A 25,426-nucleotide genomic window follows, 5' to 3' on the forward strand; every position below is an offset into this window, starting at 1 on the left:
AAATAAGGATCATGACCGATGATTCCACCGTGGCCGCCCCCACCGGGCGCTTGCCCGAACCGCCACCAACTTCCGGCAGCGGCCGTGCGGGGGAGTCGCCGGCTGTCGACGGCGTGCTCCGGCGGATCGCGGGTCTGCTGGCGGGCGTGGACCGGCTCGGGGTCGCCTTCTCCGGCGGTGTCGACTCGTCCGTGCTGCTCGCCCTGGCCGCGCGGGTCCTCGGCCCCGGCCGCGTGGTGGCGATCCTCGGGGTCTCGCCCAGCCTCGCCGCCGACGAGCGGGCCGGCGCTCACGCGGTGGCGCGCCACATCGGCGTACCCGTGGTGGAGATCCAGACCCACGAGGGCGACGTGCCCGCCTATCAGGCGAACGGCCCCGACCGGTGCTTCCACTGCAAGAACGAGCTCTTCGCCCGCATCGGCGACGAGGTCGCCACCGCGCACGCCCTCGACGCCGTCGCGTACGGCGAGAACGCCGACGACGCCCGCCGCCCGGACCGCCCCGGCAGCCGCGCCGCGACCGAGCACCGCGTCCTGCGCCCGCTCGCCGACGCCGGCCTGGACAAGGCCGCCGTCCGCCGCCTGGCCCGCGCGTTCGGCCTGCCCAGCGCCGACAAGCCCGCCGCGCCGTGCCTGGCCTCGCGCATCCCGCACTTCACCCCCGTGACCCGCGAGAAGCTCCACCAGATCGAGTCCGCCGAGTCCGCCCTGCGCCGCCTGGGCCTGGGCGACCTCCGGGTGCGCCACCACGGCGACGTGGCGCGCATCGAGCTGCCCGAGCAGGACCTGGTCCGAGCCGTCACCACGCTGCGCGAAGAGATCCACGCCGCCGTGCGGTCCGCGGGCTTCCGTTTCGCCGCCCTCGACCTGGCCGCCGGCATCCAGTCGGGCGCGTTCACCCTCCCGTTGGTCACGGCCACCCATGCCTGACCACGACAATCCCGAGGCCGGCGGTCTCGTGAAGGTGGCGGACTTCGCCCAACTGGACGCCGAACGCCACGCGCGGCGCGGCTATCCCGAGGCCGTGTACTGCGAAGGGAAGACCCCGGCGCAGGTGGCGGCGATCGCCGCGGCGAGTGGCGGCTCCGGAGTCACCCTGTTCACCAGGGCGAATGAGCAGCACGCCGAGGCGGTGCTGCGGGAGCGCCCGGACGCCTTCCACGACGCGGACGCGGGGCTGCTGGCCTGGCCGCCGGAGCCGCCCGCGCCGTCGGGCGGCCTGGTCGTGGTGGTGGCCGCGGGCACCTCCGACCTGCGCGTGGCGAAGGAGGCGATGCTCACGGCCCGGTACCTCGGCCGGGAGACCGAACTGGTGGTGGACGTCGGGGTGGCGGGCCTGCACAGGGTGATCGCCCAACTGCCCCTCCTGCGCCGGGCGCGGGTGGTGGTGGTCGCCGCGGGGATGGACGGTGCCCTGCCCAGCGTCGTCGCCGGCCTGGTGCCGGCGCCGGTCGTGGCGTTGCCGACCTCGGTGGGCTACGGCGCGGCGTTCGGCGGCCTGGCCCCTCTGCTGTCCATGCTCAACGCCTGCGCCCCGGGCGTGGCGGTCGTCAACATCGACAACGGGTACGGGGCGGGGCACCTCGCGGCCCAGATCGCCGCCCCCGATCCGTCATGAGGCACGCCTGGATCGACGCCTCGGCCGGGGTGGCGGGCGACATGGTGCTCGCGGCCCTGCTCGACGCCGGGGCGAACGCCGACGTCGTCCAAGGCGCAGTCGACGCCGTCGTCCCGGGATCCGTGCACGTCAGCGCGCGTGCGGTGACCCGCGCCGGCCTGCGCGCCCTCAGGGCCGATGTCAAGCCGTTGATCGACAGCCCGCCGCAGCGCACCTGGCGCGGGATCCGCGAGCGGCTGATCACAGCCGAGCTGCCCCCGGCGGTACGAGACCGGGCCCTCGCCGTCTTCACCCGGCTGGCCGAGGCGGAGGCGACGGTGCACGGCGTCCCGGCCGGCGACGTGCACTTCCACGAGGTCGGCGCCCTGGACTCGATCGCCGACGTGGTGGGCGTGTGCGCGGCCCTCGACGACCTGGGCATCGGCACGGTCTCGGCGGGCGAGGTCGCCCTCGGCGCCGGCCGTGTCCGCACCGCGCACGGCGAGTTGCCCGTGCCGGCCCCGGCGGTCACCGAACTCGCCCGCGACTGGCGCGTCCGCGCCGGCGGCACCGGAGAGCTCGCCACCCCCACCGGCATGGCCATCATCCGGGCCCTGGCCGAACGCTGCGAGAACCTCCCGCCCATGACCCTGCAGGCCACGGGCGTCGGCGCCGGCGGCCGCGACACCCCGGACCGCCCCAACATCGTCCGAGTCCTCATCGGCACTCCGCAGCCGGGTGGCCTCGCACCGGGCTCCGCGGCGGTGGACGCCGTGCTGCTCGAGGCGAACGTCGACGACCTGGATCCCCGCCTGTGGCCCGGCGTCCTCGAGGGCCTGCTGGCGGCCGGCGCCTCGGACGCCTGGCTGGTGCCGATCCTCATGAAGAAGGGCCGCCCCGCGCACACCCTCAGCGTGCTCTGCGAACCCGGGCGGGCCGCGGCGCTGCGCGCCAGGATCTTCCGCGACACCAGCACGCTGGGCGTTCGCGAGTCGCCGCGCGCCAAGACGGCGCTGCCCCGGCTCTTCGTGCCCGTGCGGGTCGGCGACGCCACCGTACCGATCAAAGTCGGTCACCTGGAGGGCGTGATCGTCCAGGTGATGCCGGAGTTCGCGGACGTGGCCGCCCTCGCCGGGCGGGAGGGCCGGTCCGAGCGAGCCGTGCTGCAGGAGGCTCTGGCCATCGCGACGGCCGCCGGCCTCGTCCCCGGCGCGCCGCTGCCGGACCCCGTGGCGCCGTCCGTCACGGACGAGCCGCCGGGGCTCATGGGCGGGATGTCGGCTCCAGACCGCGCACCAAGGCCTCCGTCAGACGAGTCAGGCGGGGAGTGAAGTCCGAGGCGGCGTGGGCCACGCGCTCGTCCTCGGCGTACAGCCGGGCCAAGGTGGCGGGCGGGTGGGACACCTGCCAGAGGCTGCCCGCGATGCTGGTCACGGCGGCCACGAGGTCCTGCGCGGCGCCGCGGGACAACGCCGTCACGCCGGTGATCGCGTCGAGCAGCACGTCGAGCGCGGCGACGGCGGTGAGCTTGTAGTCGCGTACGGCCTCGGCCGACACCTCCCGCTCCAGGCTCAGCGGCACGTGCGCCAGCAGGTCGCAGAGCAGCGGGCGCTCCGCGAGCGTCCCCGCGAGCACTGCGGCGAGACCACCCTCGGCTGGCGGTGCCGAGGTGCCGGACGCCAGCCGGGTGCTCACCTCGTGGGCCCAAGCGGTCCACTCCTCGGCCGCGAGCGTCAGGAAGATCTCCTCACGAGAGCCGAAGTATCGGCGCACGCCGGAGACGTGCACGCCCGCCGCCTGGGCGATGTCGGTCAACGTGACCGTTCGCAGGCCCTGCGGCGTGGCCAGGGACCGGGCCGCCGCGAGCAGGGCGCCGATGCGTTCCTCCTTGGCCTCGGGGGAGCGGGCGCGCTGAAAGGTGTGTGGCACGACACCATGCTAACGCAATCGCCTTGCGTTGTTAACGCAAGGCGATTGCGTTAACTTCGATGCAGCAGCAAGCAACGAAGGAGGAGGACATGACCGAGCAGGTCTGGTTTGTCACCGGCAGTTCCCGCGGCCTCGGCCGAGCCGTCGTCGAAGAGGCGCTCGTGGCGGGTCACCGGGTCGTCGCGACCGCTCGCAAGCCCGCGGCGCTCGACGACCTCGCCGCGAAGTTCGGCGACCGCTTGATGGCCGTCGCACTCGACGTGACCGACCCGGAGCAGGCGCGGCGCGCTGTGGACGAGGCGATCGGCGCGTTCGGGCGGATCGACGTCGTCGTCAACAACGCCGGTTACGCGAACCTCGTGTCGATCGAAGACATCAGCCTCGACGACTTCCGGGCGCAGATGGACGCGGTCTTCTACGGCACAGTCTACGTGACCAAGGCCGTGCTGCCGCACTTCGTCCAGCGAAGGGCCGGTCACTTCATCCAGGTGACCTCGGTCGGCGGGCGGGGGACCGCCCCGGGCGTGGGCGCGTACCAATCGGGCAAATGGGCCGTTGAGGGCTTCTCCGGCGTCCTCGCCAAGGAGACCGGCCCGCTGGGCGTCAAGGTCACGCTGGCCGAGCCGGGCGCCATGCGTACGGACTGGTCGGGCTCGTCGATGGAGATCCCGCCCGTTTCGGCGAACTATGCGGCCACCGTCGGCGCGATGGGGGAGTTTCTGCGTGGCCGCGGCGGGCAAGAACCGATCGACCCGGTCAAGGTCGCCCGCGTGCTGATCGACGTGGCCGCGATGGCGGAGCCGCCGCTGCACCTGCCGCTCGGCAGCGACGCCGTCGACATCGTGCGTCACGAGATGGCGGTCCTCAACGCCGAGGACGCGAAGTGGGCCGAGCTGGGGCGATCGGTCGACTTCGACTAGGTACGGTGGGGTTCGTGCTTGACATCAGCAGGATCTACTACGAGCCGGCCGCGGCGGAGCTGCCGCGCGGCAAGGAGATCCTGGCGCGCTTCCCGGGCGCGACCCTCGTCGAGGTCGAGAGCCACCATCGCATCCCCGAGCTGTACGGCGATGAGTCGAACGTGAATCGGTGGGTACGTATCAAACGCGAGGCACTCGTCCTCGGGGTGAAGAAGTCGCTGAGCGCCCGTCCGAACGGGCGCTCAGCCGACTTCATCGCGCCCTCGACCGCCAACGGCTGCGCGATGGCCTGCGCCTACTGCTACGTGCCCCGGCACAAGGGCTACTCCAACCCGATCACCGTCTTCGCCAACATCGACAAGATCCTCGGGTACGTGCAGAGGCATGCCGGCCGTCAGGGCGTGAAGCCGGCCCCGAACGAGTGCGACCCGCACGCGTGGGTCTACGACATCGGCGAGAACTCCGACTGCAGCGTCGACGCGCTGGTCAGCGACAACGTGCGCGATCTGGTCGAGCTGTTCCGATGGCTGCCGAACGCGAAGGCGTCGTTCGCCACGAAGTACGTCAACCGCGATCTGCTCGGCTGGGACCCGCAGGGGCGCACCCGGGTGCGCTTCTCGCTGATGCCCCAGGCCGACGCGAAGTTACTGGACATTCGCACCACGCCCGTCGCGGAGCGGATCGCCGCGATCGACGACTTCGTGGCCGCCGGTTACGAGGTGCACGTCAACTTCAGCCCGGTCGTCGTGCGGGACGGCTGGCTGGAGGCCTGGTCGGAGCTCTTCGAGCAGCTCGACGCGGGCATCGGCGCCGCGGCCAGGCGACAGCTCGCGTGCGAGGTCATCTTCCTCACGCACAACCGCGATCTCCACGAAGTGAACCTCGGTTGGCACCCCAAGGCCGAGGACGCGCTCTGGCGGCCGGACCTCCAGCAGCCGAAGCGGTCGCAGAACGGCAGCTGGAACGTCCGCTACCGCACCGGCAGCAAGGGCCGCTACGTGCAGGCCCTGACGGACCTGATCGCCGAGCGGATCCCCTACTGCCGCGTGCGGTACGCGTTCTGATCGCCTACTTCGTCGCGCGGCCGGTGAGCTTGTCGCGGAGGCGGTCGACCAGGCCCACGCCGGGACCGACGAGCTTGTGGAACAGCTCGGCGTTCGGCGCGCTCGGGTGCGGCCGGGTCGGCGCCAGCTTCTTCGCCGTCTCGACCTTGCCGGCGAGCTCCACCAGCTCCTCGCGCGGCACCACCCGGCGCAGCTCGGGGAACTGCTCGGACTCCTCGTCCTGCACGTGATCCCGCAGGACCGTCTCGAGGTTGCGCAGCGCCTCGTCGAACTCCGGGCTGGAGACGTCCACGTCCTCGAGGCGCTTCATCGTCTCCTCGAGCTCCTTGTGCTCCTCGACGTCGTGCTCGACCGCCTTCTCACCGTCGGGCAGGTACTTGCGCATCGCCGGGTACACGTACATCTCCTCGGCGACGGCGTGGCGCACGAGCTCGCTGATCGCGGTGTCGGTCAGATCCCGCCGCATCATCGGGTCACGGATCGTCCAGATCTCGCCGATCAGGGCGGTGACGTCCCGGTGGTCGCTGGTCAGGACGTCGACCACGTCATTGGTCATGATGGCTCCCTCGACATCGATGGGCCGTCCGAGTACCCCGGTGGACCCGGTCTATCCCTCGCGCCACTCGTCGGTCGTCAGATGCGAGCCGGCCTGGGGCCCCATCAGCAGCATGCCCCCGTCGACGACCCAGGACGAGCCGGTGACGTACGCGGCCTTCGGGTCCGCCAGCATCGCGACGACGGCCGCCACCTCGTTCGCGTCGCCGGGGCGTCCCACCGGGATGCCCGGGCGGTCCACGGTGAACGGGTCGACGTCCTCGTTGCCGGTCATCGGCGTGGCGATCTCGCCGGGCGCCACCGCGTTGACGGTGATGCCGTGGCTCGCCAGCTCCTGTGCCATCACCTTGGTGAGCAGGCCGAGGCCGCCCTTCGCCGCGCAGTACGCGCCCGAGCCCACCCGGGGAGCGTGCTCGTGCACGCTGGTGATGTTGATGATGCGCCCGCCCCGGCCGGCCGCGGACATGCGCCGGGCGGCCCGCTGCGCGCAGAGGAACGGCCCGTCCAGGTCGACCGCGAGCACCTCGCGCCACTGCTCGTATCCGGTGTCGATGACCGGCGTGGAGATCCCCGTGCCGGCGCAGTTGACGAGCACGCCGAGGCCGCCGAGCGCGTCCGCGAGCTCGTCCACCACGCTCGCCGCCTCCGGCAGCTTCGTCAGGTCGAGCCGGCGCAGCTCGGCCTTGCGCCCCGCCGCCCGCACCTTCTCCGCGGTCTGCTTGGCGCCGCCGTCGTCCGACCGGTACGTCACGCCCACGTCGAAGCCGGCCCCGGCGAGCGCGACGGCGATCGCCTCGCCGATTCCGGAATCCGACCCCGTCACCACCGCAACCCTGTCGTATTGGTCATATCGCACAGTCATGCCCTGGCGAATACCCCGTCGCGAAGCGGTCACACATCGAGGTATTCATGCCATTCGGTTTAGGTAATTCCCAGGTTCCGCACATTGGCGGGACAAGTTCCGGAAATAGCTTTCTCTCTGCAAGCGCCGCAAGGCGGAAGTCAAGAGAAGGGGCATTCATCATGCCGATCAACAACATCCTCCCCAAGAAGAAGGACGAGCTTCCCCGCCCGCCGGCGCAGCCGAAGAAGAAGGCCAAGAAGGCCAAGAAGTTCGACCCGCGCGCCGACTGGAAGTGACCAGGAGCACGCGGTAGCGAATGGAGTGGGGCCGGTCCGCCGGGCCGGCCCCCACTCCTGCGGGCAGGGAGCAACGGGATGAGCGCGTGGCCGATGATAAAGCGATTCTGGCCACTTGTCGCGACCGATCGGAAGCTGGTTGTCTGGGGTGGCGTCCTCGCCGTCGCGGCGGCCGGAGCCGAGGTGGCCGCCGTCTATCTGTTCGGCGTCATCACCGATGAGGTGCTCGCCGCCGGCCATCTGAACGCCTTCTGGGGCCCGGCGGTCACCTGGCTGGCGATCGCGGTCGCCGGTGCGGTCGCCTCTTTTTCGGCGGGCGTTCTGGTGTCGCTCGCGGGCGAACGATTTCTGCTCCGATTACGTGATCGGCTGTTCGCGCACGTGCAGCGCATTCCCCTCGACTTTCTCGACCAGAGCCGTCTCGGCGACCTCATGGCCCGATTCACCGACGACCTCGAGTCCGTCGAGAATTTCGTGGTCTCCGGACTGGTCCGCAGCGCCACGGCGGCGATCAGCGTCGTCGCGTTCGCCACGGCCGCATTTCTCGTACGATGGGATCTCGCTCTCGCCGCCTGCGTGCTCGCGCCGCTTTTCTGGCTGGTCTCACGCGCGATCGGCGGCCGTTTCCAGGCCGTGGCCGCGGAGGAGCGGGCGGGCAACGGCGGCATGGCGACCGTGGTCGAGGAGAGCCTTTCCAATCAGGCGGTGGTGCGCGCGTACAACCGTCAGGAAGCCGAACAGGAGCGCCTGCACCGCCAGGGCGTGGTGTGGCTGCGGGCGCGGATGGCCGAGACCAGGCTGGGCTCGCTCTACGGGCCGGTGGTCGGCGTCGTGGAGACGGTGTGCGTGCTGACCGTGCTGGGGCTGGGCGCGTGGGAGCTCGCGGCGGGCCGCGTCACCCTCGGCGGCCTGCTGTCGTTCGCCGGCTACCTCGGCTACCTGTACCCGCCGATCCAGTCCCTCGGCCAGTTCCCCCTGAACGCCGCCGAAGCGGCCGCCGCCGTGGACCGGCTCGACGACCTCCTGCGCGTGCGCCCCGCCGTCGAAGATCAAGCAGAAGTTCATGACCCTTCGCCCCACGGCGCCGTGACCGGGGCGGGATGGGCCGCGCTCGGCCGCAGCCGCCTGGCCGGGGCCGGCGGTCCGTCGGCCGCTGTCCGCCGTCGTCCGGCCGGTGCCGTGGCCCCGGGTCCGTGGCCCGCGCTCGACCGCAATCGTCCAGCCGGCGAGGGCCGAGGCGCCGCCGGCCGGGTGGACGTCATCGACGTGTCCTTCCGCTATCCACAGGGTGACCGTCCCGCCCTTCGGCATTTGTCGTTCACGGCGGACCGCGGCGACCTGGTGCTCCTGGCCGGCCCGAGCGGCGCCGGCAAGTCGACCGTCACCAAGCTGCTGCTGCGCTTCTACGACCCCACCGCCGGGCGCATCCTGCTCGACGGGGTCGACCTGCGCCGCATGTCCCTGCGCTCGCTGCGCGCCACCGTCACGCTGCTGCACCAGGAGAGCCAGCTCTTCGCCGGCACCGTCCACGACAACATCGCCTACGGCCGCCCGAGCGCGACCACGAGCGAGATCGAGGCCGCCGCCCGCGCCGCCGACGCGCACGACTTCATCGCGGCCCTGCCCGACGGCTACCGGACCGACGTCGGCCACCGCGGCCGCCTGCTCTCCGGCGGCCAGCGCCAGCGCCTCGCGATCGCCCGCGCCCTGCTCCGCGACACCCCGGTCCTCGTCCTCGACGAGCCCACCACCGGCCTGGACCGCGACTCCGCCGCCCGCATCATGGTGCCGCTGCGCCGCCTGATGGCCGGCCGCACCACGATCCTGATCACCCACGACACCCACCTGGACGTGTCACCGACCCGGATCGTCCACATCCCGGCCCACCCGGCGGTGGAGGCCCCACCAACGCGTTACATCGGCCGGGTGCGCCTCGACCGCCTGGCCCGGTGACCGCTGGGCGCCAACCGTGTGCCGGGGTGCTCAGATCAGGTCTCAGCTCAGCGGCGTGCCCTTTGCCGCGGCGCGGGTGGAGCGTCAGATCGGGTTCCGGCTCAGTGGCGTGCCTTTCGCCGCGGCGCGGGTGGAGCGTCAGATCGGGTTCCGGCTCAGTGGCGTGCCTTTGCCGCCGCGCGGGTGGAGCGCTGGATCGCGTTCCGGCTCAGTGGCGTGCCTTTTGCCGCGGCGCGGGTGGAGCGTCAGATCAGGTCCCAGGTCAGTGGCGTGCCCTTCGCCGCGGCGCGGGTGAAGCGGCGGCCCAGGACCCGGTCGATCTCGGCGGGTGGCAGGCCGTTGGCCGGGCGGATCGAGCGGACGTTCGCCGGGGTGACGGGTTCGCCAGCCTCGACGTCGGCGACGACGTAGAGCGAGCGCCGGAACCGCAGGCCCTCCCGCTCCGACTCGGTCGGCCCGATGTTACTGGTTCCTCGCGCCTGCCACGCCCGCTCGGTCTCGTCCACGAGCACACGCATCTCGGCCGGGGTCAGGGAGAACGCCGAGTCCACGCCGCCGTCGTCGCGGGCCAGGGTGAGGTGCTTCTCGATGACGGTCGCGCCGTACGCCACGCTTGCGATCGGCACGCCGACGCCGAGCGTGTGGTCCGAGAGGCCGACCTGCACGCCGAAGGTCTCCGCCAGCACGGGAATGCGCCGCAGGTTGCTCTCGTGCGGCGCCGCGGGATACGACGCCGTGCAGGCGAGCAGCACGATCTGCTCGGCGCCCGCCCCGCGCGCCGCCTCCAGGGCCTGGCCGATCTCGGCGACGCTCGCCATGCCGGTGGACATGATGAGCGGTTTGCCGGTCCGTGCCGCGAGCCGCACGAGCGGCAGGTCGACCAGCTCCGACGAGGCGATCTTGTACGCCGGCGCGCCCAGCGATTCGAGCAGCGCGATCGCGCTCGGGTCGAACGGGGCCGAGAACACCGTCAGGCCGTGCGCTGCCGCTCGTTCGAAGAGGGACTTGTGCCACTCGTACGGCGTGTGGGCCTTGCGATAGAGCTCGTAGAGGGTCTGCCCGCCCCACAGCTCGTGCCCGTCCGAGAGGCGGAAGTCGGGCCCGTCGGCGTCGATCGTGATCGTGTCCGGGGTGTAGGTCTGAAGTTTCAACGCGTTCGCCCCCGACTCCGCGGCCGCGTCGACGATGCTCAGCGCCCGCTCCAGGGAGCCGTTGTGGTTGCCCGACATCTCCGCGATGACGTACGGCCGGTGCCCGGGCCCGATCAGGTGGTCACCGATCTTGATCGTGGTCATGCGGCCAGTCTCGGCCCGGCCGGCGCGACCGGTCCAAGACACAGATCCGGTGCGGTGACAGGATTCGGTTATGAACGCAGGTGAACAGCGGTCCGACGGCATCGACGCGCGCCTGCTTCGCTACTTCCTGACGCTCGCCGAGGAGCTGCACTTCACCCGGGCGGCGCAGCGCCTCTTCGTCTCGCAGCCGGCGCTGAGCAACCAGATCCAGCGCCTCGAACGGGCCGTCGGCTCACCCCTGTTCGCCCGCTCCACGCGCGGCGTCACTCTGACTCCCGCGGGACAGGCCTTCCTGCCGTACGCCCGCCAGGCGTTAACGGCCATTCGCGCCGCGCTCGCCGCGGCCGCGCCCTCACCGGTCCTCCGCGTCGACGTGCTGGACGCCGAGTTGGCCCTTCCCCGCGCGGTGGTCAAGCGCCTCCGAACCGACCACCAGGGCATGCGGCTGGCGGTCACCGCCGAGGGCAGCGTCAGCCAGCGCCGCCGCCTCCTGGCCGGCGACCTGGACGCCGGCTTCTGCGGCCTGGGCGCGGCCGGCGACGAGAAGTTAACGATGGTTCCCCTCTGCCACGAGCCAGTCGACCTGATCGTCCCCACAGGCCACCCCCTCGCCGCCGTCCCGGACGCCGCTGTCGCTGACGTCGACTCGGCGCCTGGAGCGGTCGGGCTCGCGGACGCGGCGGGGGAGACCTTCTATCTGCCGCACGACACGCTCGCGCCCGAGTGGCGTGACTTCGTGCTCGGCGAATGCCGCCGAGCGGGTTTCGAGCCGGCCCGCTATCCGGTGACCACCGCCAGCGCGGCCTCGGCCTTGGACCTGGTCGCTGAGGGCGATTGCGTCACCCTCAGCCTGCGCTCCACGCCGCTGCCGGAGGGCACCACGCGGCTGCGGCTCTCGCCGAACCTCGCCTACCCCTGGGCGATGGTCTGGCACCGCGACCGCGGCGACGACCCCGCCATCACATGGCTGCGCGAGGCCGCGGCCGCGGTCGGCCCCTCCTACGCCTGACCACTCCGCCGTCACGCGCCCGCATAAGGCCGTGTTCGCGCGGCCTTACGTGCGGTGTGGCTGGGTGAGGCCGTGTTCGCGTGGCGGTTCGTTGTGGTGTGAGGCCGTGTTCGCGTGGCGGTTCGTTGTCGCGTGGCTGGGTGAGGCCGCGTTCGCGTGGCGGTTCGTTGTCGCGTGGCTGGGTGAACCGTGTTCGTCTGGCGGGTCCGATGTCACCTGGCCGCGTGGGCCCGGCGGCGGTCAGCGGGCGAGGCGGGGAACACTGGCGAGCAACTTCCGCGTATACGGATGCGACGGGCTGCCCAGGACCTGCGATGTGTCGCCCTGTTCGACCAGGCGGCCGCTTTCGAGGACGGCGGTGTGCCGGCACAGCTCGGCCACCACGCCGAGGTCGTGGGAGACCAGCATGATGGTGAGGTCGCGTTCGGCGCAGAGGGACGCGAGCAGGTCGACGATGCGCACGCGGGTGGTCAGGTCCAGGGCGCTGACCGGCTCGTCGGCGAGGAGGACCTTCGGGTCGCAGACGATGGCGCGGGCGATGGCGACGCGCTGGCGCTGGCCGCCCGAGAACTCGTGCGGGTAGCGGGACGCCGTGTCGGCGGGCAGGCCCACCGCGTCGAGGGCGGCCGCCACCCGGGCCGGGTCGGCGCGCAGGCCGAGGCCGCGCAGCGGTTCCGCCACGATGCGGCCGATCCTGTGGCGGGGGTCGAGCGACGAGTACGGGTCCTGGAACACGGCCTGCACCGCGCGGCGGTATTCGCGCAGCCTGCCCCGCGTCAGCGGCCGGCCCGCGAAGCGGATCTCGCCGGTCGTCGGGCGGGCCAACCCGAGCAGCAGCCGCAACAGGGTGCTCTTGCCGGCGCCGGACTCGCCCACCAGGGCCACGTTGCGCCCGGCCCGCACGGTCAGCGAGACATCGGTCAACGCCGGCGTGCCGCCTCGATACGAGAAGCCCACCGAGTCGGCCTCGAGCAGCGCCACCGAACCGGGAGAGTCAGCCACTGCCACATCGGACGATGGCCGGGGATCGTTGCGGGGTGAGTCAGTCACGGGCGGTCCGCTCCAGGGCGGCGTCGAAGCGCCGGGCGCTGTCGACGAGGGTTCGGGTGTAGGGGTGTTCGGGGTGGTCGATCAGGCTGTCGATGGGACCCGACTCGACCACGCGGCCGTTGCGCAGCACGTGAGTGTCGCGGATGACGCGGGCGGCCACCGGCAGGTCGTGGGTGATGAAGACGAGCGCGGTGTTGTGCCTGGTCACCAGGCCGTCCAGCAGGTCCAGGATCTCCGCCTGCACGGTGACGTCCAGGGCCGTGGTCGGCTCGTCCGCGATGAGCAGGCGGGGGCGGCAGGCGATGGCCATCGCGATCGCGACGCGCTGGCGCTGGCCGCCGGAGAGCTGGTGCGGGTACGAGCGGGCGATCCGGTCCGTGTCGTCGAGGCGCACCTCGCGCAGGGCGTCGCGCACGGCGAGTTTCAGGGCCTCGCCGCGCAGGCCCCGGATGCGGCGCAGCGGGTCGGCGATCTGGCGGCCGGCGCGCATCAGCGGGTTCAGGGCGGTGAGCGGCTCCTGGAAGACGATGGCGGCGACCGGGCCGCGCACGGCGGTTCGCTGCCGCTCCGGCGCGGCGATCATGTCGACGCCGTCGAGGCGTACCTCTCCGGTCGCGGTCAGGCCGGGCGGGAGCAGGCCGGTGACCGCGAGGGCCGTCAGCGACTTGCCGGAGCCGGACTCGCCGATCAGGCCCACCCGGTCGCCCGGCGAGACCTCGAACGAGACGCCGTCCACCAGAACGGAAGGCCCGGAACGCACGGAAAGCCCGGAAACAGTCAGCAGACTCATCGATCCCCCCGAGGAACAGCGTCGGCGGCAGCGGAGTCGGCCGCAGCGGCCAGCGATGGGTTGACGACGCTGCCGTAATCGGCGAGCTCGAACGGATCCGCCGGCCCGGTGGCGGCCGCGGAAGCCCCGCGACGGGTCGGGTCGGTCAGGTCGCGCAACCCGTCCGCCGTCAGGTTCATGCCGACCACCAGCACCACCAGCGCGATCCCGGGCGCCAGCGCCGCCACCGGGGACGTCAGCACCGTTGCCTGGGCCTCGTAGAGCATGCGCCCCCACGAGGCGTTCGGCGGGGGAGTGCCCAGCCCCAGGTACGACAGGCTCGCCTCGGCCAGCACCGCCAGCCCGGCCTGCAACGCCAGGTTCACCATCACGACCGGGCCGATGTTCGGCAGGATGTGGCTCGCCACGATGCGCGGCCACGAGACGCCGGCGACGCGGGCCGCCGTGATGTAGTCGCGGGCCAGCACCTGCTTGACCAGCACCCGCACCAGCCGGGCCACGATCGCGGCCATGGCCAGGCCGATCGCCAGGATCGCGGTGCCCAGCGACGCGCCCGTGCCCGCCACGATCAGCATCGCGAGCAGCAGGGTGGGGAAGGCGATCAGGATGTCCAGCACCACCGCGAAGGCGTCGTCGAGCCACCGCGTCGCGAAGCCCGCGAGCAGGCCCGCGCTCACCCCCAGCACGCCACCCACCGCGACCGAGCCGAGCGCCGTGCCGATCGCGATGCGCCCGCCGATCAGCAGCTGGGTGAACAGGTCCCGGCCCAGCTTGTCCGTGCCGAGCAGGTGGTCGCCTCCGGGCGGCGCGAGTCGTCCGCCCGACGTGTCGTCGGGGGCGAAGGGCAGCCAGAGGTACGAGACCAGCACCGCACCGGCCACGACGAGCACGAGCACGAGCCCGGCGGCCAGGTGAAGCGAACGACGGTTCACGACGCGCTCCGATGCAGCAGGCGGGGGTCGACCAGGCGCTGCGCCACGTCGCCGAGGAAGCCGACCAGCAGGACGGTCGCCGTGCTGACCAGCATCACGCCCTGGATGACCGGGAAGTCGTGCTCGCTGATGCCCTTCACCAGCAGGCCGCCGAGGCCCGGCAGCGCGAAGACGCTCTCCACCACCACGGCGCCGAGGAAGGTCGTCGCCAGCTCCATCGCGAGCACCGCGATCACCGGGACGGCCGCGTTGCGCAGCCCGTGCCGCCAGAGCGCCCGCGCCGGGGAGGAGCCCAACGATCTGGCCGTACGGAGATAGTCGGCGCCGCGCACTTCCAGGACGGCCGCTCGTACGTACCGGATGAGCGAAGCCGACATGACCAGCGCGACCGTCACGACGGGCAGGACCAGCGACTCGGCCGCGGCGCCGAACGACGCCCAGCCGTCGGGCGGGAAGCCGCCGGCGGGAAGCACCTGGAGCCGCAGGGCGAAGACCGTGACGAGCAGCAACCCCACCCAGAACGCCGGCACCGCGATGCCGAACTGCGCGACCGCGTTGAGCACCACGCCGTACCAGCGGTCGGCCCGCACGGCCGCGAGGGTGCCGACCGGCACCGCCACGACCACGGCGAGCACGAACGCCGCGAGCGTCAGCGGCACGGTCACCGGCAGCCGCGCGGCGATCTCGGGGCCGACCGGGAACGTGCTGATCAGCGACGTGCCCAGGTCACCGGAGAACAGGTCGCCGAGCCACGTGACGAACTGGGTGAGCAGGGGCTCGTTCGTGCCGAGCTCCCGCCGGGCGACCTCGATCTGCTCGGGGGTCGCGCCCACCGGGAGCAGGGCGTTGGCCGGGTCGCCCGGCAGGAGCCGCAGCAGCACGAAGAGCGCCACCGCGGCGAGGAACAGCGACCCGATCAGGATCGCCGTTCGCCGCACGAGGTATCGGGTCATCAGCTCTTGACGATGTCGTACGCGTAGAACTGCGCGTTGAGGCCGTTGACCGGATAGCCGGAGAGCTTCGACGAGGCCACCACGATCTGCGGGTAGAGGTAGAGCCAGTCGCTCGCCGCGTCCGTCGCGATCTGCTTGTTGGCCTGCTTCAGCAGCGCGGTCTGCTCATCGGTCGTCTTGGCCTGCTCGGCCTGGTCGATCCACTGGGTGACCTGCTTGTTGTCGTAGCCCCAGTAGAAGGTGGGGTCGCCGTACCACACCACGTCCCGATCGTTGACGTGCTCCTGCATCGTCGCCTGGAAGTCGTGCTTCTGGTACACCTTCGTGTACCACTGATCGGCCGTGATCGTGTTGATGTTCACGGTCACGCCCACCTTCGCGAGCTCCGACTTGATGAACGTCGCCGCGGTCGGGTGCGGATCGTAGTTCGGGGTGTCCAGCGTGAACGTGAAGCCGTTCGGGAAGCCGGCGGCCGCCAGCTTCGCCTTGGCCGCGTTCACGTCGTACGCGTTGATCGAGGTCAGGTCCTCGTACCACGGGTCGGTGGGCGGCACCATCGAGCCGATCACCGTGCCGTACTCGCCCCAGATCGAGGTCAGCAGCTTCTTCTTGTCGATCGCCTGGGTCAGCGCCTGACGGACCTCGACCTTGGTGAACGGCGCGACCTTGTCGTTGAACGCGAGCAGCAGCTTGGTGGTCGACTTGCCGTCGTTCACCTTGTACGAGGAGTTGCCCTTGAACTGTGCCAGCGCGTCCGGGCTCTGCTCGCTGGTCACGACGTCCACCGCGTTCGTGAGCAGCGCGTTGTTCAGCGCCGTCGCGTCCGTGTAGTAGTGGAAGACCACCGAGGCGTTCTTCGCCGGCGTGCCCCAGTAGCCGTCGAACTTCGTCAGCGTGAGCGTCGAGCCCCGCTTCCACTCGCCCAGCTTGTACGGGCCGGTGCCGTCGGCCTTGGTCGTGTAGTCGGATGCCGACGAGTTCACGACCCAGACGTAGCTGAGGTTGTAGACGAACGAGATGGACCGCTTCGAGAGCGTGACCACCACGGTCGAGTCGTCCGGCGTGGCGATGCTCTTGACGACCTCGAGGTTGCTCTTGCGCGCCGACTTCGAGTTCTCGGCGGTGACCCGCTCGATGCTGGCCTTGACGTCGGCCGAGGTGAGGGCCTTGCCCGAGTGGAACTTGACGTTCGGCTGGAGGGTGAAGGTGTAGGTGAGGCCGTCCTCGCTGACCTTCTGGTCCTTGGCGAGCAGCGGCTCGACCTTGCCGTCGTCGGTGAGCTTGAACAGGCCCTCGTACACGTTGCCGTTGAGCGCCTCGGTGACGCCCTGGCCGCCGCCTGCGGTGTTGTCGAGGTTCTGCGGCTCATAGACGGAGCCGACCTGGATGGTGGCGTTCGCGCCGCCCGAGCTCGACGACGAGCCGCCGCCGGACGAACCGCACGCGGCCACGAGGCTCAGCGCGGCGACCGCGGCCAGCGAGGCCAGGAGCTTCTTCATACTTCGAATCCATTCGTGAAGAGCGGGAGCTTCTCGCCGGCGAGGACGGGCACGGCGATGCGGTTCTGCGGCGGCGGCATCGGGCAGTTGTAGTGCGACGAGAAGCCGCACGGCGGCACGAACGCCTTGTTGAAGTCGAGGACGACCCGGTCGGTGCCCGGCGTCAGGGTGGGGAAGAGGAACCGCCCCGAGTGGTACGTGCCGGCGCCGTTGGTCGGGTCGCCGAAGACCAGCAGCAGCGTGCCCTCGTCGTCGAAGGCGCTCACGGTGTAGTCGCGCCCCGCAAGGGTGAGGTGAATATCACCCGGCACCGGAAGATCACGCGTGCGCCCCTCGTCACGGGCGTGCTCGAACGGCAGACAGCGGGCTCCCGGCACCTCGGTCCAGGTCCCTTCCAAGACCCAGTCCTGCGCATATGGGTACGCGTCGATGCCCTTGAAGTTCTTGATCGCCTCGGACTCGGCGTCCCAGAGGCGGACGCCGTGCTGCTCGATGCCCGTGATCAAATCACGGCGGACGAGCGTGCTGGCGGTTACTGTGGGTGCCTGGCCGACAAGAGCAGCCGCTGGGTCGTCGGTGCCCCAGCGGGTCTCGATAAGGGCGAGATTGCCGGTGGGCGCGGTGACCTTGCGCTCCCGGTCTTCCCGCCACGCAGCGTATTCCTCTGCCGTCATGGATGGGCCCCAGTTAGTTGATCATGTTGTGTGCCTCAGCAACCCTACTATCTCCATGGGTTTAATAGCATGGTCGGTCTCGTCACACTGAGCGACGGAATATCGCTGGGCGGGACCTGATTTGATCTGAACCTAGGTTGAGGTTTTACAGTTAGGTTTGCCTAACGTCGATCTTGTTAAGGAACCGCGACCATGAACCGCCCTCTGCGGGTTGCCGTCATCGGCGCCGGCCCGGCCGGCATCTACGCCGCCGACCACCTCATCAAGGCCGTCGAGAACGTCACCGTCGACATCTTCGACAAGCTCCCGACCCCCTACGGTCTGATCCGGTACGGCGTCGCCCCCGACCACCCGCGGATCAAGGAGATCATCAACGCGCTCCACCGGGTGATGGACAACCCGCGGATCCGCTTCATCGGCAACGTCGCGTACGGCGTGGACGTCAAGCCCGAGGAGATGAGCCGCTTCTACGACGCGACGATCATCGCGACCGGCGCCGAGAAGGACCGCGAGCTCGACATCCCCGGCATCGACAAGCAGGGCAGCTTCGGCGCCGCCGACTTCGCCTCCTGGTACAACGGGCACCCCGACGTCTCGCGGGACTGGCCGCTGAACGCCGAGAAGGTCGCCGTGATCGGCGCCGGCAACGTGGCCATCGACGTCGCGCGCATCCTGGCCAAGACGGCCGACGAGCTGCTCGAGACCGAGATCCCGGACAACGTCTACCAGCACCTCAAGAACAGCCCCGTCACCGACGTGCACCTGTTCTCGCGGCGCGGCCCGGCGCAGGTCAAGTTCACCCCGCAGGAGCTGCGCGAGCTCGACCACTCGCCGAACGTCGACGTCATCGTGCACCCCGAGGGCATCGAGTTCGACGAGGGCAGCCTCGAGATGATGCGCCAGACCCGGCACGTCAAGATGTGCGTGGACATCCTGCAGAACTGGGCCGTCCGCGACCCGCGCGAGGACCGCCCGCGCCGCCTGCACCTGCACTTCCTCCAGGCGCCGGTCGAGGTCCTGGGCGACAACGGCAAGGTCGAGGGCCTGCGTACGGAGACGCAGGAGCTCACCGGCGACGGCTGGGTGCGCGGCACCGGCGAGTTCACCGACTGGGACGTGCAGGCCGTGTACCGCGCGGTCGGCTACCTCAGCACGGCGCTGCCGGACCTGCCGTTCGACACCAAGACCGGCACCATCCCGCACGAGGCCGGCCGCATCCTCGACCTCGACGGCGAGCACATCCCCGGCATGTACGTGACCGGCTGGATCAAGCGCGGCCCGGTCGGCCTGATCGGCCACACCAAGGGCGACGCCAACGAGACGGTCACCAGCCTGCTGGCCGACGTCGAGGCGCTGCCGGTCGCGCCGTCGCGCGAGCTCGACGACGTCACCGCGTACCTCAAGGGCCGTGGCCTGCCCATCACCACCTGGGAGGGCTGGCAGAAGCTCGACGCCCACGAGGTCAGCCTCGGCGAGCCGCACGGCCGCAAGCGCATCAAGGTCGTCCCGCGCGACGAGATGACCACCATCTGCAACGGCTGATCAGAGCGGGCCTTCCCGGTCGGTGACCGGAAAGGCCCGCCGCACCTCGGCCAAGAACACCCCACGATCGGAGCCGTACGCCGTGACGGCCGCCCACAGGGCCTCCAGCGCGGCTTGCAGCGGGTCGGGCTGAGCGGCGGCGGTCAGCGCGGGCAGCGCCATCGCGACCCGGTTGACCGGGCCGCTCAGCATGTCGTCGTCCAGGCCGTGGTGGAGCTGGTGGAGAGGGCGGATGGTGGCCAGCGAAAAGGTGACGAGCGGCGCCCCCTCGATGCGGGTCAGCAGCGCCATGCCATCGGTGAACTCGGCGGGCAGCGGCTCGCCGTTCTCCAGCGCCGCCCAAGCCGGCGCCAGCCAGTCGAGGTCCGCGATGCCGGCGTAGGCGAACGCGTGCCGGGCCGCCCAGATCGCGACGCGCCGCTGGACGGCGTCACCGGCCTCCGCGACCCCGTCGACCAGGTCGCGGTCGACCCGGGCGAGACCGAACACGTTGCCCTTCACCAGGCGCAGCCGGTCGCTCGGCGCGCGGCCGCCCCAGCGCCGCGCCTCCTCCCGCAGCCGGTACTCCTCGGCGCGGCGTTGCCGTTCGCGCCGGTCCTCCTCCACCGCCCGGATCTGCTGTTCCAGCGTCGGCGGCGCCGGCAGCCGGGCGGCCCAGCCGTGCCAGTAGGCGGCCGCCCCGCTGGTCTGCCGCACGATCGCGTCGGCCGTGGGTGGTGCCGGCCAGAAGCACAGCAGGTACCGGTCCGGGCGCTGATCCATGTACGTGTAGTCGCCCGCCTCGATCTCGTCCGGGTTGAACCCGCCGAACGGGTCGCGCCCCTCGTCCATGCCGGCCGCGCAGTAGCGCACGCGGTAGGAGCGTTCCGGGAGCTCCAGCTCGGCCAGGGCGCCGTCGCCCCAGGGCACCAGCCCGGCCCGCGCCGCCCGGGGCTGGAGCGAGACCTCCACGACCTCCTCCCACCCCTCGGCGGCGGGCGGTGGCTCCCGCTCGTGCAGCTCGATCGTGAGGTGCACCTGCCCGTCGCTCGTGCCCGTCATCAGGAAGAGCGTCCCGGGATCACCGGCGCCGCAGAGCCCGTTCGCCTGCCCGGCGAACGCCCGGTCCATGTCCGGCAGCTCCCGGCTGGTCACGTACGCCTGCCCGTAGGCGACCGGCAGCCCGCCGTCGAAGAGAATCCGCATCGGTCGATCTTTTCATCGGCCCTTCGCCTCGTATGCCCCGCGGCTCGCCTCGATCTCGGGCAGGTGCTCCATGGCCCAGCCTGCGAGCGCCAGCGCCGGGGCGATCAGGCTCTTGCCCATCGCGGTCAGCGCGTACTCGACCCGGGGCGGCACCTCGGCGTGCACCGTGCGGGAGACCAGGCCGTCGCGCTCCAGATGGCGCAGGGTCAGGGTGAGCATCCGCTGCGAGATGCCCGGGATCTGGTGTTGCAGGTCGGTGAAGCGGACCGTGCCCTGGTCCAGCGTGGCGACGATCAGCAGCGTCCACTTGTTGCAGATCCGGTCGAGTATCGCCCGCAGCGTCCGCCCGCCGTCGCCTCGGATCATGCACGTGTGCTCGTACTGCGACATGACGTCTCCCTGTGCCTGAGGCACACGGATGTGCCTTTTGTAAGCCCCTCGAAAGTGCCCCATGATGTGGCTACTTCCGGATGATAACCATCCTGCTCAGAGGGGTCATGCAATGGAAATCGCCTACTGGATCGTCGCCGCGCTGCTCGCCCTGGTCTACCTCTACTCCGGCGGCAAGAAGGCGGTGCAGAGCCGCGATCAACTGCGGCCCATGATGGGCTGGGTGGACAGCATGCCGCTGCCGCTCCTCCGCGTCATCGGGGTGCTCGAGATCCTGGGCGCGGCCGGCCTGATCCTGCCGCCCCTGACCGGCGTCCTGCCCGCGCTCGCGATCGCGGCGGCCGTGGGCCTGGTCGCCCTCCAGATCGGCGCCATCGCGCTGCACCTGGCGCGCGGCGAGGCGCGCTTGATCGGCTTCAACATCGTGCTGCTCGTCCTGGCCGGCCTCGCCGTGTGGCTGGCCACCACGGTTGCCTGACGGCGCGCCTCAGCGCCGGCGCAGCGAGCCCCAGCCCCTCCGCCGCGGTGTCTCGGTCCGGGCCGCCTCCGGCTTGATCTCCTTGGCGGCCACCGGCTCGGCCGCGGGCTCCTTGGCCAGGCCCTCGGCCCGGCGGTCGAGGAATCCGGTCGCCAGCTGCTGGGCATAACCCAGCACCAGCGCGTACGCGAGGATCTGCTCCTGGGAGTCCAGCCCGGACAGGCCGGGCACGAAGTCGCCCCGGATGGCGACCAGGCCCACGACGGCGGTCAGGGCGCCGGTGGGCACCTTCAGGGTGGCGAGCACGACCGGGATGTCGTACGGCGTCGCGCTGCCCTGCACCTTGCGGATCGAGACGGCCGCCGCGAGCGAGCCGCCGAGCAGCCCCATGAGCGCGACCATAACGATGTCGAACGACGAGGCCGGCGAGTCGTCGTTCGCCGGTTCCCCGGTCGGGCAGCTGGTGACCACGAACGCGGTCACCACCTCGGCCGTCGATCCCGGCCGCGACGGGTCCGTGGGCGTCGTGCCGGTGGGCGCCTGGGCGCCCTCGGCCTGCTGGACGTTCTCGAAGCAGAACGGCATGAACGACGGCTTGATGAAGACCAGCGTCCCGACCAGCGCCATGAGTACCGTGATGCCGATCGTCGCCAGGACGATGATGTTGCGGAAGCTGCGCTGGCGGCGGTGCCACTCGTCGGAGGCGGTGTAGGCGGCCTCGAAACAGGTGCGCAGCGCGACCCGCCGGGCCTCGTCCGACCGGATGGACGCGAGCTTCTCGGCGGTCGCCCGGCGTGGGTCGTCCCGGTCGAGCTCGCGCCGGATCCTGGCCAGCGCGGCCGGGATGGCGGTCTCCACCTCCTCGTCGTCGTAGAGGTCGATCATCTGCACCTGCGCGGCGTGCAGATATTGGTAGGCCGCCTCCAGCAGCGGCGCCCGCCACCAGTTCGTCAGACGCCGGTACGGCGGGTTCTCGCCCTTCGCCGCCGCGCGGGCGCTCTCCAGCAGCGACGTGACGCCGTCGGCGATCGTCTGCCGCTCCCTGGGCACCTGCTCGTGCCGGGCGAGAAGCACCTCGAGCCGCTTGGTCATGGCGTCGGCGGTGGCCACCACGTCCTGGACGAAAACGCGCTGCGCTGGGCTCGCCACGGTGTCCTCCGAGAGCTGCGAACGGGCCTTTCCCGACATGGTGCCGCAAATCGCCTCATCGCGGGGGTCCACGTCACTTCTCCGACACGTATGAGCTAGTCACGCGCCTAGCATCGGCCGGGACGCGCTCGTCTAGGGTGACCGGCATGACGAAGATCGGTTTCATGTTCGACCGCGACCGGCAGCCGGAGGAGCTGACCGGCTTCGCCGCCGACGTCGAGCGGCTCGGCGCGGACGACCTGTGGGTGATCGAGGACCTGGGCTGGACCGGGTCGATCAGCTCCGCGGCGCTCGCCCTCGCGGCCACGTCCCGGCTGCGCGTCGGCATCGGCATCGCCCCGGTGGCGCTGCGCAACCCGGCGCTGCTCGCGATGGAGCTCGGCAACCTCGCCCGCGTGCACGAGGGCCGCCTGGTCGCCGGTGTCGGTCACGGCGTACCGGAATGGATGCGCAAGGTGGGCGCCGACCGCGACCGGAAGCTCGCCCTCCTGGAGGAGACGGTCGTCGGCGTGCGGGGCCTGCTCGACGGCGAGACCGCGACCCTGCACGGCCGTGAGGTGACCCTCGACGGCGTCTCCCTGGTGCACCCGCCGCGCGTCGTCCCGCCGATCGTCACGGGCGTGGTGCGCCCCAAGTCGCTGGAGCTCTCCGGCCGGGTCGCCGACGGCACGATCCTCGCCGAGGGCGCCGGGCCGGCCGAGATCGCCGCGGCGCGCGAGCACATCGAGCGCGGGCGCAAGGCCGGCGACCGGCCCGCGCACGAGCTGATCGTCTTCACCTACCTGCGTACCGACGACTTCGAGGTGACCCGGCCGATGGTGGAGGGCCAGGCGGCGTGGCTGGGCGTGGACCCGGCCGACGTCTTCTCGCTGATCGGCCCGGCCGCCGAGATCCCCGGCAAGATCGCGGCGCTGCGCGAGGCCGGCGCGGACACGATCGTCCTGCGCCCGCTCGGCCCCGACCCGCTCGGGCAGGCGCGCACGGCCATGGGGGTCATCGCCCCGCGATAGGCCCTCGCCGGGATTATCGACGGACATCGATAGATGGCTACGGTGTGTCCTCTACCGACCTGGAGGAGGACGAAACCATGCGCATCCTCGCCCGTACGCTCGTCGCGGTCTCCGCGGCGGCCGGTCTGCTGGCGCCCGCCACCGCGGGCACGGCAGCGGCCGCCGATCCCGCTCCCAGCACCAACGTCGTCAACGGCCGGCCCGCGAGCGAGAACTACTCGTTCATGGTCTACGTGTCCGGCTGCACCGGTTCCCTGATCAAGGCGAACTGGGCGGTCACCGCCAAACACTGCCCCACCCCGTCATCGGTACGGGTGGGCAGCGTCGACCGGTCCAGCGGCGGCACCGTCGTGTCCGTGCGCCGCGCCGTCAACCACCCCGGCATCGACGTGAAGCTGCTCGAGCTGGCGAGCTCCGTCTCGTACGCCCCGGCGCCGATCCCCACGGCGTCCGGTGCCGTCGGCACGGCCACCCGCATCATCGGCTGGGGCCAGACGTGCCCGACCCGCGGCTGCGGCTCCACCCCGCGCATCGCGAACGAGCTCGACACGTCGATCGTGGCGGACAGCCGCTGCTCCGGCATCAACGCCGCCTACGAGATCTGCACCAACAACACGAACGGCAACGCCGGCGCCTGCTACGGCGACTCGGGCGGCCCGCAGGTCCGCGCGATCAGCGGCCGCTGGTCCCTGATCGGCGTGACCAGCCGAGCGGGCAACAACAGCTCGGTCTGCGCCACCGCCCCGTCCATCTACGGCGACCTGCCATCGATCCGGACCTGGGTGAATCAGCAGGTGGGCGGCCTGCCGGCCTGAGCCCGGCGAGAGGGCCGGCGCGGTGCGCGCCGGCCCTCGAGTGGTGCGAGGTCGTCGGCAGCTGCCCCGAAGACGTCCACGTCCCTCTCGGCCACGAGCGGCATTCCAAGAAGCTTCCACAGTGTTGCTTGCATGAGTATGGCCAGATGCAGGTTGCCGGCGCTCCTCGCGGACTGCGCCGCTTCAAGGATTTCGGTTGAGTGGTCTACGACCGTGAGGAACTCGGAATTCGGATCGTCCACTGCTTTCCTGAGGATCCCCAGGCCTTCTGCGGCAATTTGATCGGCTGTCTTCCCCGTGGGGTCGATCCTGCCGGAGGAGACGAGCGCGGCGACGACACGATGTGCAATGGATTTGGTGGGGCCTTGACGGCGCACCGCCCCGTTGCGGCGATCAATCGTTTCGGCATCGATTCGAAGGAAGGCGTTACCCGCAATGGCTTACGTCTTCACCGCGAGCTCGCCTGAGTCGCGAAGGTGGAAACGTTGCCAAGATGCAGATTCACGGTGTGGCGGTGAAGCGGCGCCGGTAGTGCGCCGGGCTCACGCCGACGTGGCGCTTGAACAGGGCCCGCATGTTCGCGCCCGTGCCGAGGCCGGAGCGGCGGGCGACGGCTTCGAGGCCGTGGGCGCCCTGCTCGATGAGGCGGCAGGCCAGGGTGACGCGCTCGACGGTCAGCCAGGCCAGCGGGGTGGTGCCGAGCTCGGCGCGGAAACGGCGGTGCAGGCTTCCCGCGCTCATCCCGGCCCGGAGTGCGAGGTCGGCGACGGTGATCGGCTCGTCCAGGCGCTGCTGGGCCCAGGCCAGCACGGGGGCGAGGGACTGGCCGGCGGCGGGCGGCATCGGGCGTTCCACGAACTGGCGCTGGCCGCCGTCGCGGTAGGCGGCGAAGACGAGACGGCGGCTGACGTGGTTGGCGACCTCCGCGCCGTAGTCGCGCCGGACGATGTGCAAGCCGAGGTCGAGGGCCGCGGCGCTGCCCGCCGAGGTCAGCACGTCGCCGTCGTCGACGAACAGGACGTCGGGTGCCAGCGTCACCGCGGGAAAGCGCGCCCGGAACTCCTCGGCCAGATCCCAGTGCACCGTCGCCCGGCGCCCGTCGAGCAGGCCGGCCTCGGCGAGGGTGAAGGCACCCGTGCAGAGGCCGACGAGGCGCGCTCCCCGCCGGTGGGCGCGGCGCAGGGCCGCGAGCAGCGCCGGGCGGGTCGGCGTCGCGACATACGGCCGGTTCGGCACGATCACGGTGTCCGCCCGGTCGATCTCGTCGAGTCGCCCGACCGCGCCGATGCTGAACAGCGCGTCCCGCATGGGCGTCGAGCGTCGCGGGGCGGCCACGCGCAGGTCGTACAGCTGATATCCGATCTCGGGCCGCAGCGGGCCGCCGAAGATCTCACAGGCGCACCCGACCTCGAAGGGGTTGGACTGCTCGTCGACGACGAGGACGACCCGGTGTGAGGATCCTTGCGGCATCGGTCATTCCTACCACTGCCGTTCGCCC

The 25,426-nt window shown here is 71.3% G+C and carries 26 protein-coding genes; 12 read left to right on the plus strand and 14 right to left on the minus strand.

The genetic code is table 11. From position 1 onward, the window contains the following. Window positions 1-11: 11 nt before the first annotated feature. From larE to larC, 3 genes are read left to right on the plus strand one after another with little or no spacing between them, the layout of a single operon-like run. Entirely contained in the window at window positions 12-929 is a 918-nt protein-coding gene (larE, locus tag Ade02nite_RS29240) for an ATP-dependent sacrificial sulfur transferase LarE (protein ID WP_203770906.1), read from the plus strand. Next, the gene (gene larB / locus Ade02nite_RS29245; protein ID WP_203770908.1) at window positions 922-1,617 is read left to right on the plus strand and encodes a nickel pincer cofactor biosynthesis protein LarB; all 696 of its coding nucleotides are present in this window, start codon (window positions 922-924) and stop codon (window positions 1,615-1,617) included. The genes larE and larB overlap by 8 nt, the downstream gene beginning before the upstream one ends. Next, complete coding sequence (larC, locus tag Ade02nite_RS29250) at window positions 1,614-2,927, plus strand: nickel pincer cofactor biosynthesis protein LarC (protein WP_203770911.1); 1,314 nt, start codon at window positions 1,614-1,616, stop codon at window positions 2,925-2,927. Before larB ends, larC begins: the two co-directional genes overlap by 4 nt. On the opposite strand, the gene Ade02nite_RS29255 is transcribed toward larC, so the two are convergent. Then, window positions 2,860-3,525, minus strand: coding sequence for a TetR family transcriptional regulator (locus Ade02nite_RS29255; RefSeq protein WP_203770913.1), 666 nt, complete (start codon window positions 3,523-3,525; stop codon window positions 2,860-2,862). The two genes, larC and Ade02nite_RS29255, sit on opposite strands and share 68 nt — an antisense overlap. An 89-nt stretch (window positions 3,526-3,614) precedes the next feature. Here Ade02nite_RS29255 and Ade02nite_RS29260 point away from each other — a divergent pair, with 89 nt between their 5' ends. Together Ade02nite_RS29260 and Ade02nite_RS29265 are read left to right on the plus strand one after the other, a co-directional pair. Next, window positions 3,615-4,445 carry an SDR family NAD(P)-dependent oxidoreductase gene (locus tag Ade02nite_RS29260; RefSeq protein ID WP_203770915.1) on the plus strand — a complete coding sequence of 277 codons (831 nt, stop codon included), beginning with the start codon at window positions 3,615-3,617 and terminating at the stop codon, window positions 4,443-4,445. A gap of 14 nt (window positions 4,446-4,459) precedes the next feature. Beyond that, window positions 4,460-5,509: a spore photoproduct lyase family protein gene (locus Ade02nite_RS29265; RefSeq protein WP_239169153.1), complete on the plus strand. Its 1,050-nt coding sequence runs from the start codon at window positions 4,460-4,462 to the stop codon at window positions 5,507-5,509. A 4-nt stretch (window positions 5,510-5,513) separates the two neighbouring features. Here Ade02nite_RS29265 and Ade02nite_RS29270 read toward each other — a convergent pair whose 3' ends face one another. Continuing rightward, a complete protein-coding gene (locus tag Ade02nite_RS29270; protein WP_203770919.1) occupies window positions 5,514-6,065 on the minus strand; it encodes a hemerythrin domain-containing protein in 552 nt (183 codons plus the stop codon). A gap of 51 nt (window positions 6,066-6,116) precedes the next feature. After that, complete coding sequence (locus Ade02nite_RS29275; protein WP_203770921.1) at window positions 6,117-6,926, minus strand: SDR family oxidoreductase; 810 nt, start codon at window positions 6,924-6,926, stop codon at window positions 6,117-6,119. A 371-nt stretch (window positions 6,927-7,297) separates the two neighbouring features. Here Ade02nite_RS29275 and Ade02nite_RS49680 point away from each other — a divergent pair, with 371 nt between their 5' ends. Next, window positions 7,298-9,157: an ABC transporter ATP-binding protein gene (locus Ade02nite_RS49680; protein WP_239169155.1), complete on the plus strand. Its 1,860-nt coding sequence runs from the start codon at window positions 7,298-7,300 to the stop codon at window positions 9,155-9,157. 245 nt (window positions 9,158-9,402) lie between these two features. On the opposite strand, the gene pseI is transcribed toward Ade02nite_RS49680, so the two are convergent. Beyond that, entirely contained in the window at window positions 9,403-10,452 is a 1,050-nt protein-coding gene (gene pseI, locus Ade02nite_RS29285) for a pseudaminic acid synthase (protein ID WP_203770923.1), read from the minus strand. 70 nt (window positions 10,453-10,522) lie between these two features. On the opposite strand from pseI, the gene Ade02nite_RS29290 reads away from it, so the two are divergent. After that, a complete protein-coding gene (locus Ade02nite_RS29290) occupies window positions 10,523-11,461 on the plus strand; it encodes a LysR family transcriptional regulator (RefSeq protein ID WP_203770925.1) in 939 nt (312 codons plus the stop codon). A gap of 240 nt (window positions 11,462-11,701) precedes the next feature. Here the strand turns inward: Ade02nite_RS29290 and Ade02nite_RS29295 are convergent, their stop codons facing one another. From Ade02nite_RS29295 to Ade02nite_RS29320, 6 genes are read right to left on the minus strand one after another with little or no spacing between them, the layout of a single operon-like run. Next, window positions 11,702-12,463 carry an ABC transporter ATP-binding protein gene (locus tag Ade02nite_RS29295; RefSeq protein WP_239169156.1) on the minus strand — a complete coding sequence of 254 codons (762 nt, stop codon included), beginning with the start codon at window positions 12,461-12,463 and terminating at the stop codon, window positions 11,702-11,704. A 40-nt stretch (window positions 12,464-12,503) separates the two neighbouring features. Then, on the minus strand, window positions 12,504-13,301 hold the full coding sequence (locus tag Ade02nite_RS29300; protein WP_203770927.1) for an ATP-binding cassette domain-containing protein: 798 nt from the start codon (window positions 13,299-13,301) through the stop codon (window positions 12,504-12,506). Beyond that, on the minus strand, window positions 13,298-14,233 hold the full coding sequence (locus Ade02nite_RS29305) for an ABC transporter permease (RefSeq protein ID WP_203770929.1): 936 nt from the start codon (window positions 14,231-14,233) through the stop codon (window positions 13,298-13,300). The genes Ade02nite_RS29300 and Ade02nite_RS29305 overlap by 4 nt, the downstream gene beginning before the upstream one ends. Further along, on the minus strand, window positions 14,230-15,186 hold the full coding sequence (locus tag Ade02nite_RS29310) for an ABC transporter permease (RefSeq protein WP_203770931.1): 957 nt from the start codon (window positions 15,184-15,186) through the stop codon (window positions 14,230-14,232). The genes Ade02nite_RS29305 and Ade02nite_RS29310 overlap by 4 nt, the downstream gene beginning before the upstream one ends. Continuing rightward, entirely contained in the window at window positions 15,186-16,685 is a 1,500-nt protein-coding gene (locus tag Ade02nite_RS29315; protein WP_203770933.1) for an ABC transporter substrate-binding protein, read from the minus strand. The genes Ade02nite_RS29310 and Ade02nite_RS29315 overlap by 1 nt, the downstream gene beginning before the upstream one ends. Beyond that, complete coding sequence (locus tag Ade02nite_RS29320) at window positions 16,682-17,359, minus strand: DUF1684 domain-containing protein (RefSeq protein WP_203770935.1); 678 nt, start codon at window positions 17,357-17,359, stop codon at window positions 16,682-16,684. The genes Ade02nite_RS29315 and Ade02nite_RS29320 overlap by 4 nt, the downstream gene beginning before the upstream one ends. Window positions 17,360-17,551: 192 nt before the next feature. Between Ade02nite_RS29320 and Ade02nite_RS29325 the strand changes: the two genes are divergently transcribed. Then, window positions 17,552-18,901 carry an FAD-dependent oxidoreductase gene (locus Ade02nite_RS29325; protein WP_203770937.1) on the plus strand — a complete coding sequence of 450 codons (1,350 nt, stop codon included), beginning with the start codon at window positions 17,552-17,554 and terminating at the stop codon, window positions 18,899-18,901. On the opposite strand, the gene Ade02nite_RS29330 is transcribed toward Ade02nite_RS29325, so the two are convergent. Together Ade02nite_RS29330 and Ade02nite_RS29335 are read right to left on the minus strand one after the other, a co-directional pair. Further along, on the minus strand, window positions 18,902-20,086 hold the full coding sequence (locus Ade02nite_RS29330; protein WP_203770939.1) for a hypothetical protein: 1,185 nt from the start codon (window positions 20,084-20,086) through the stop codon (window positions 18,902-18,904). 12 nt (window positions 20,087-20,098) lie between these two features. Beyond that, window positions 20,099-20,476: a winged helix-turn-helix transcriptional regulator gene (locus Ade02nite_RS29335; RefSeq protein ID WP_239169157.1), complete on the minus strand. Its 378-nt coding sequence runs from the start codon at window positions 20,474-20,476 to the stop codon at window positions 20,099-20,101. Between the two features lie 112 nt (window positions 20,477-20,588). Between Ade02nite_RS29335 and Ade02nite_RS29340 the strand changes: the two genes are divergently transcribed. Further along, window positions 20,589-20,954 carry a DoxX family protein gene (locus tag Ade02nite_RS29340; protein WP_203770942.1) on the plus strand — a complete coding sequence of 122 codons (366 nt, stop codon included), beginning with the start codon at window positions 20,589-20,591 and terminating at the stop codon, window positions 20,952-20,954. Window positions 20,955-20,963: 9 nt separating this feature from the next. On the opposite strand, the gene Ade02nite_RS29345 is transcribed toward Ade02nite_RS29340, so the two are convergent. Continuing rightward, on the minus strand, window positions 20,964-22,103 hold the full coding sequence (locus Ade02nite_RS29345) for a hypothetical protein (RefSeq protein WP_203770944.1): 1,140 nt from the start codon (window positions 22,101-22,103) through the stop codon (window positions 20,964-20,966). A gap of 146 nt (window positions 22,104-22,249) precedes the next feature. Here Ade02nite_RS29345 and Ade02nite_RS29350 point away from each other — a divergent pair, with 146 nt between their 5' ends. The 3 genes from Ade02nite_RS29350 to Ade02nite_RS29360 all read left to right on the plus strand — a co-directional run bounded on the left by Ade02nite_RS29350 (window position 22,250) and on the right by Ade02nite_RS29360 (window position 24,395). Continuing rightward, on the plus strand, window positions 22,250-23,113 hold the full coding sequence (locus Ade02nite_RS29350) for an LLM class flavin-dependent oxidoreductase (RefSeq protein ID WP_203770946.1): 864 nt from the start codon (window positions 22,250-22,252) through the stop codon (window positions 23,111-23,113). Window positions 23,114-23,172: 59 nt separating this feature from the next. Beyond that, a complete protein-coding gene (locus tag Ade02nite_RS29355) occupies window positions 23,173-23,928 on the plus strand; it encodes a S1 family peptidase (RefSeq protein WP_379036483.1) in 756 nt (251 codons plus the stop codon). 200 nt (window positions 23,929-24,128) lie between these two features. Continuing rightward, window positions 24,129-24,395, plus strand: a complete 267-nt coding sequence (locus tag Ade02nite_RS29360) for a hypothetical protein (protein ID WP_203770948.1) — start codon at window positions 24,129-24,131, stop codon at window positions 24,393-24,395. A gap of 34 nt (window positions 24,396-24,429) precedes the next feature. On the opposite strand, the gene Ade02nite_RS29365 is transcribed toward Ade02nite_RS29360, so the two are convergent. Next, on the minus strand, window positions 24,430-25,398 hold the full coding sequence (locus Ade02nite_RS29365) for a GlxA family transcriptional regulator (protein ID WP_203770950.1): 969 nt from the start codon (window positions 25,396-25,398) through the stop codon (window positions 24,430-24,432). Window positions 25,399-25,426 lie beyond the last annotated feature (28 nt).

Origin of the sequence: Paractinoplanes deccanensis (genome assembly GCF_016862115.1) — a bacterium.
GTDB lineage: Bacteria > Actinomycetota > Actinomycetes > Mycobacteriales > Micromonosporaceae > Actinoplanes > Actinoplanes deccanensis.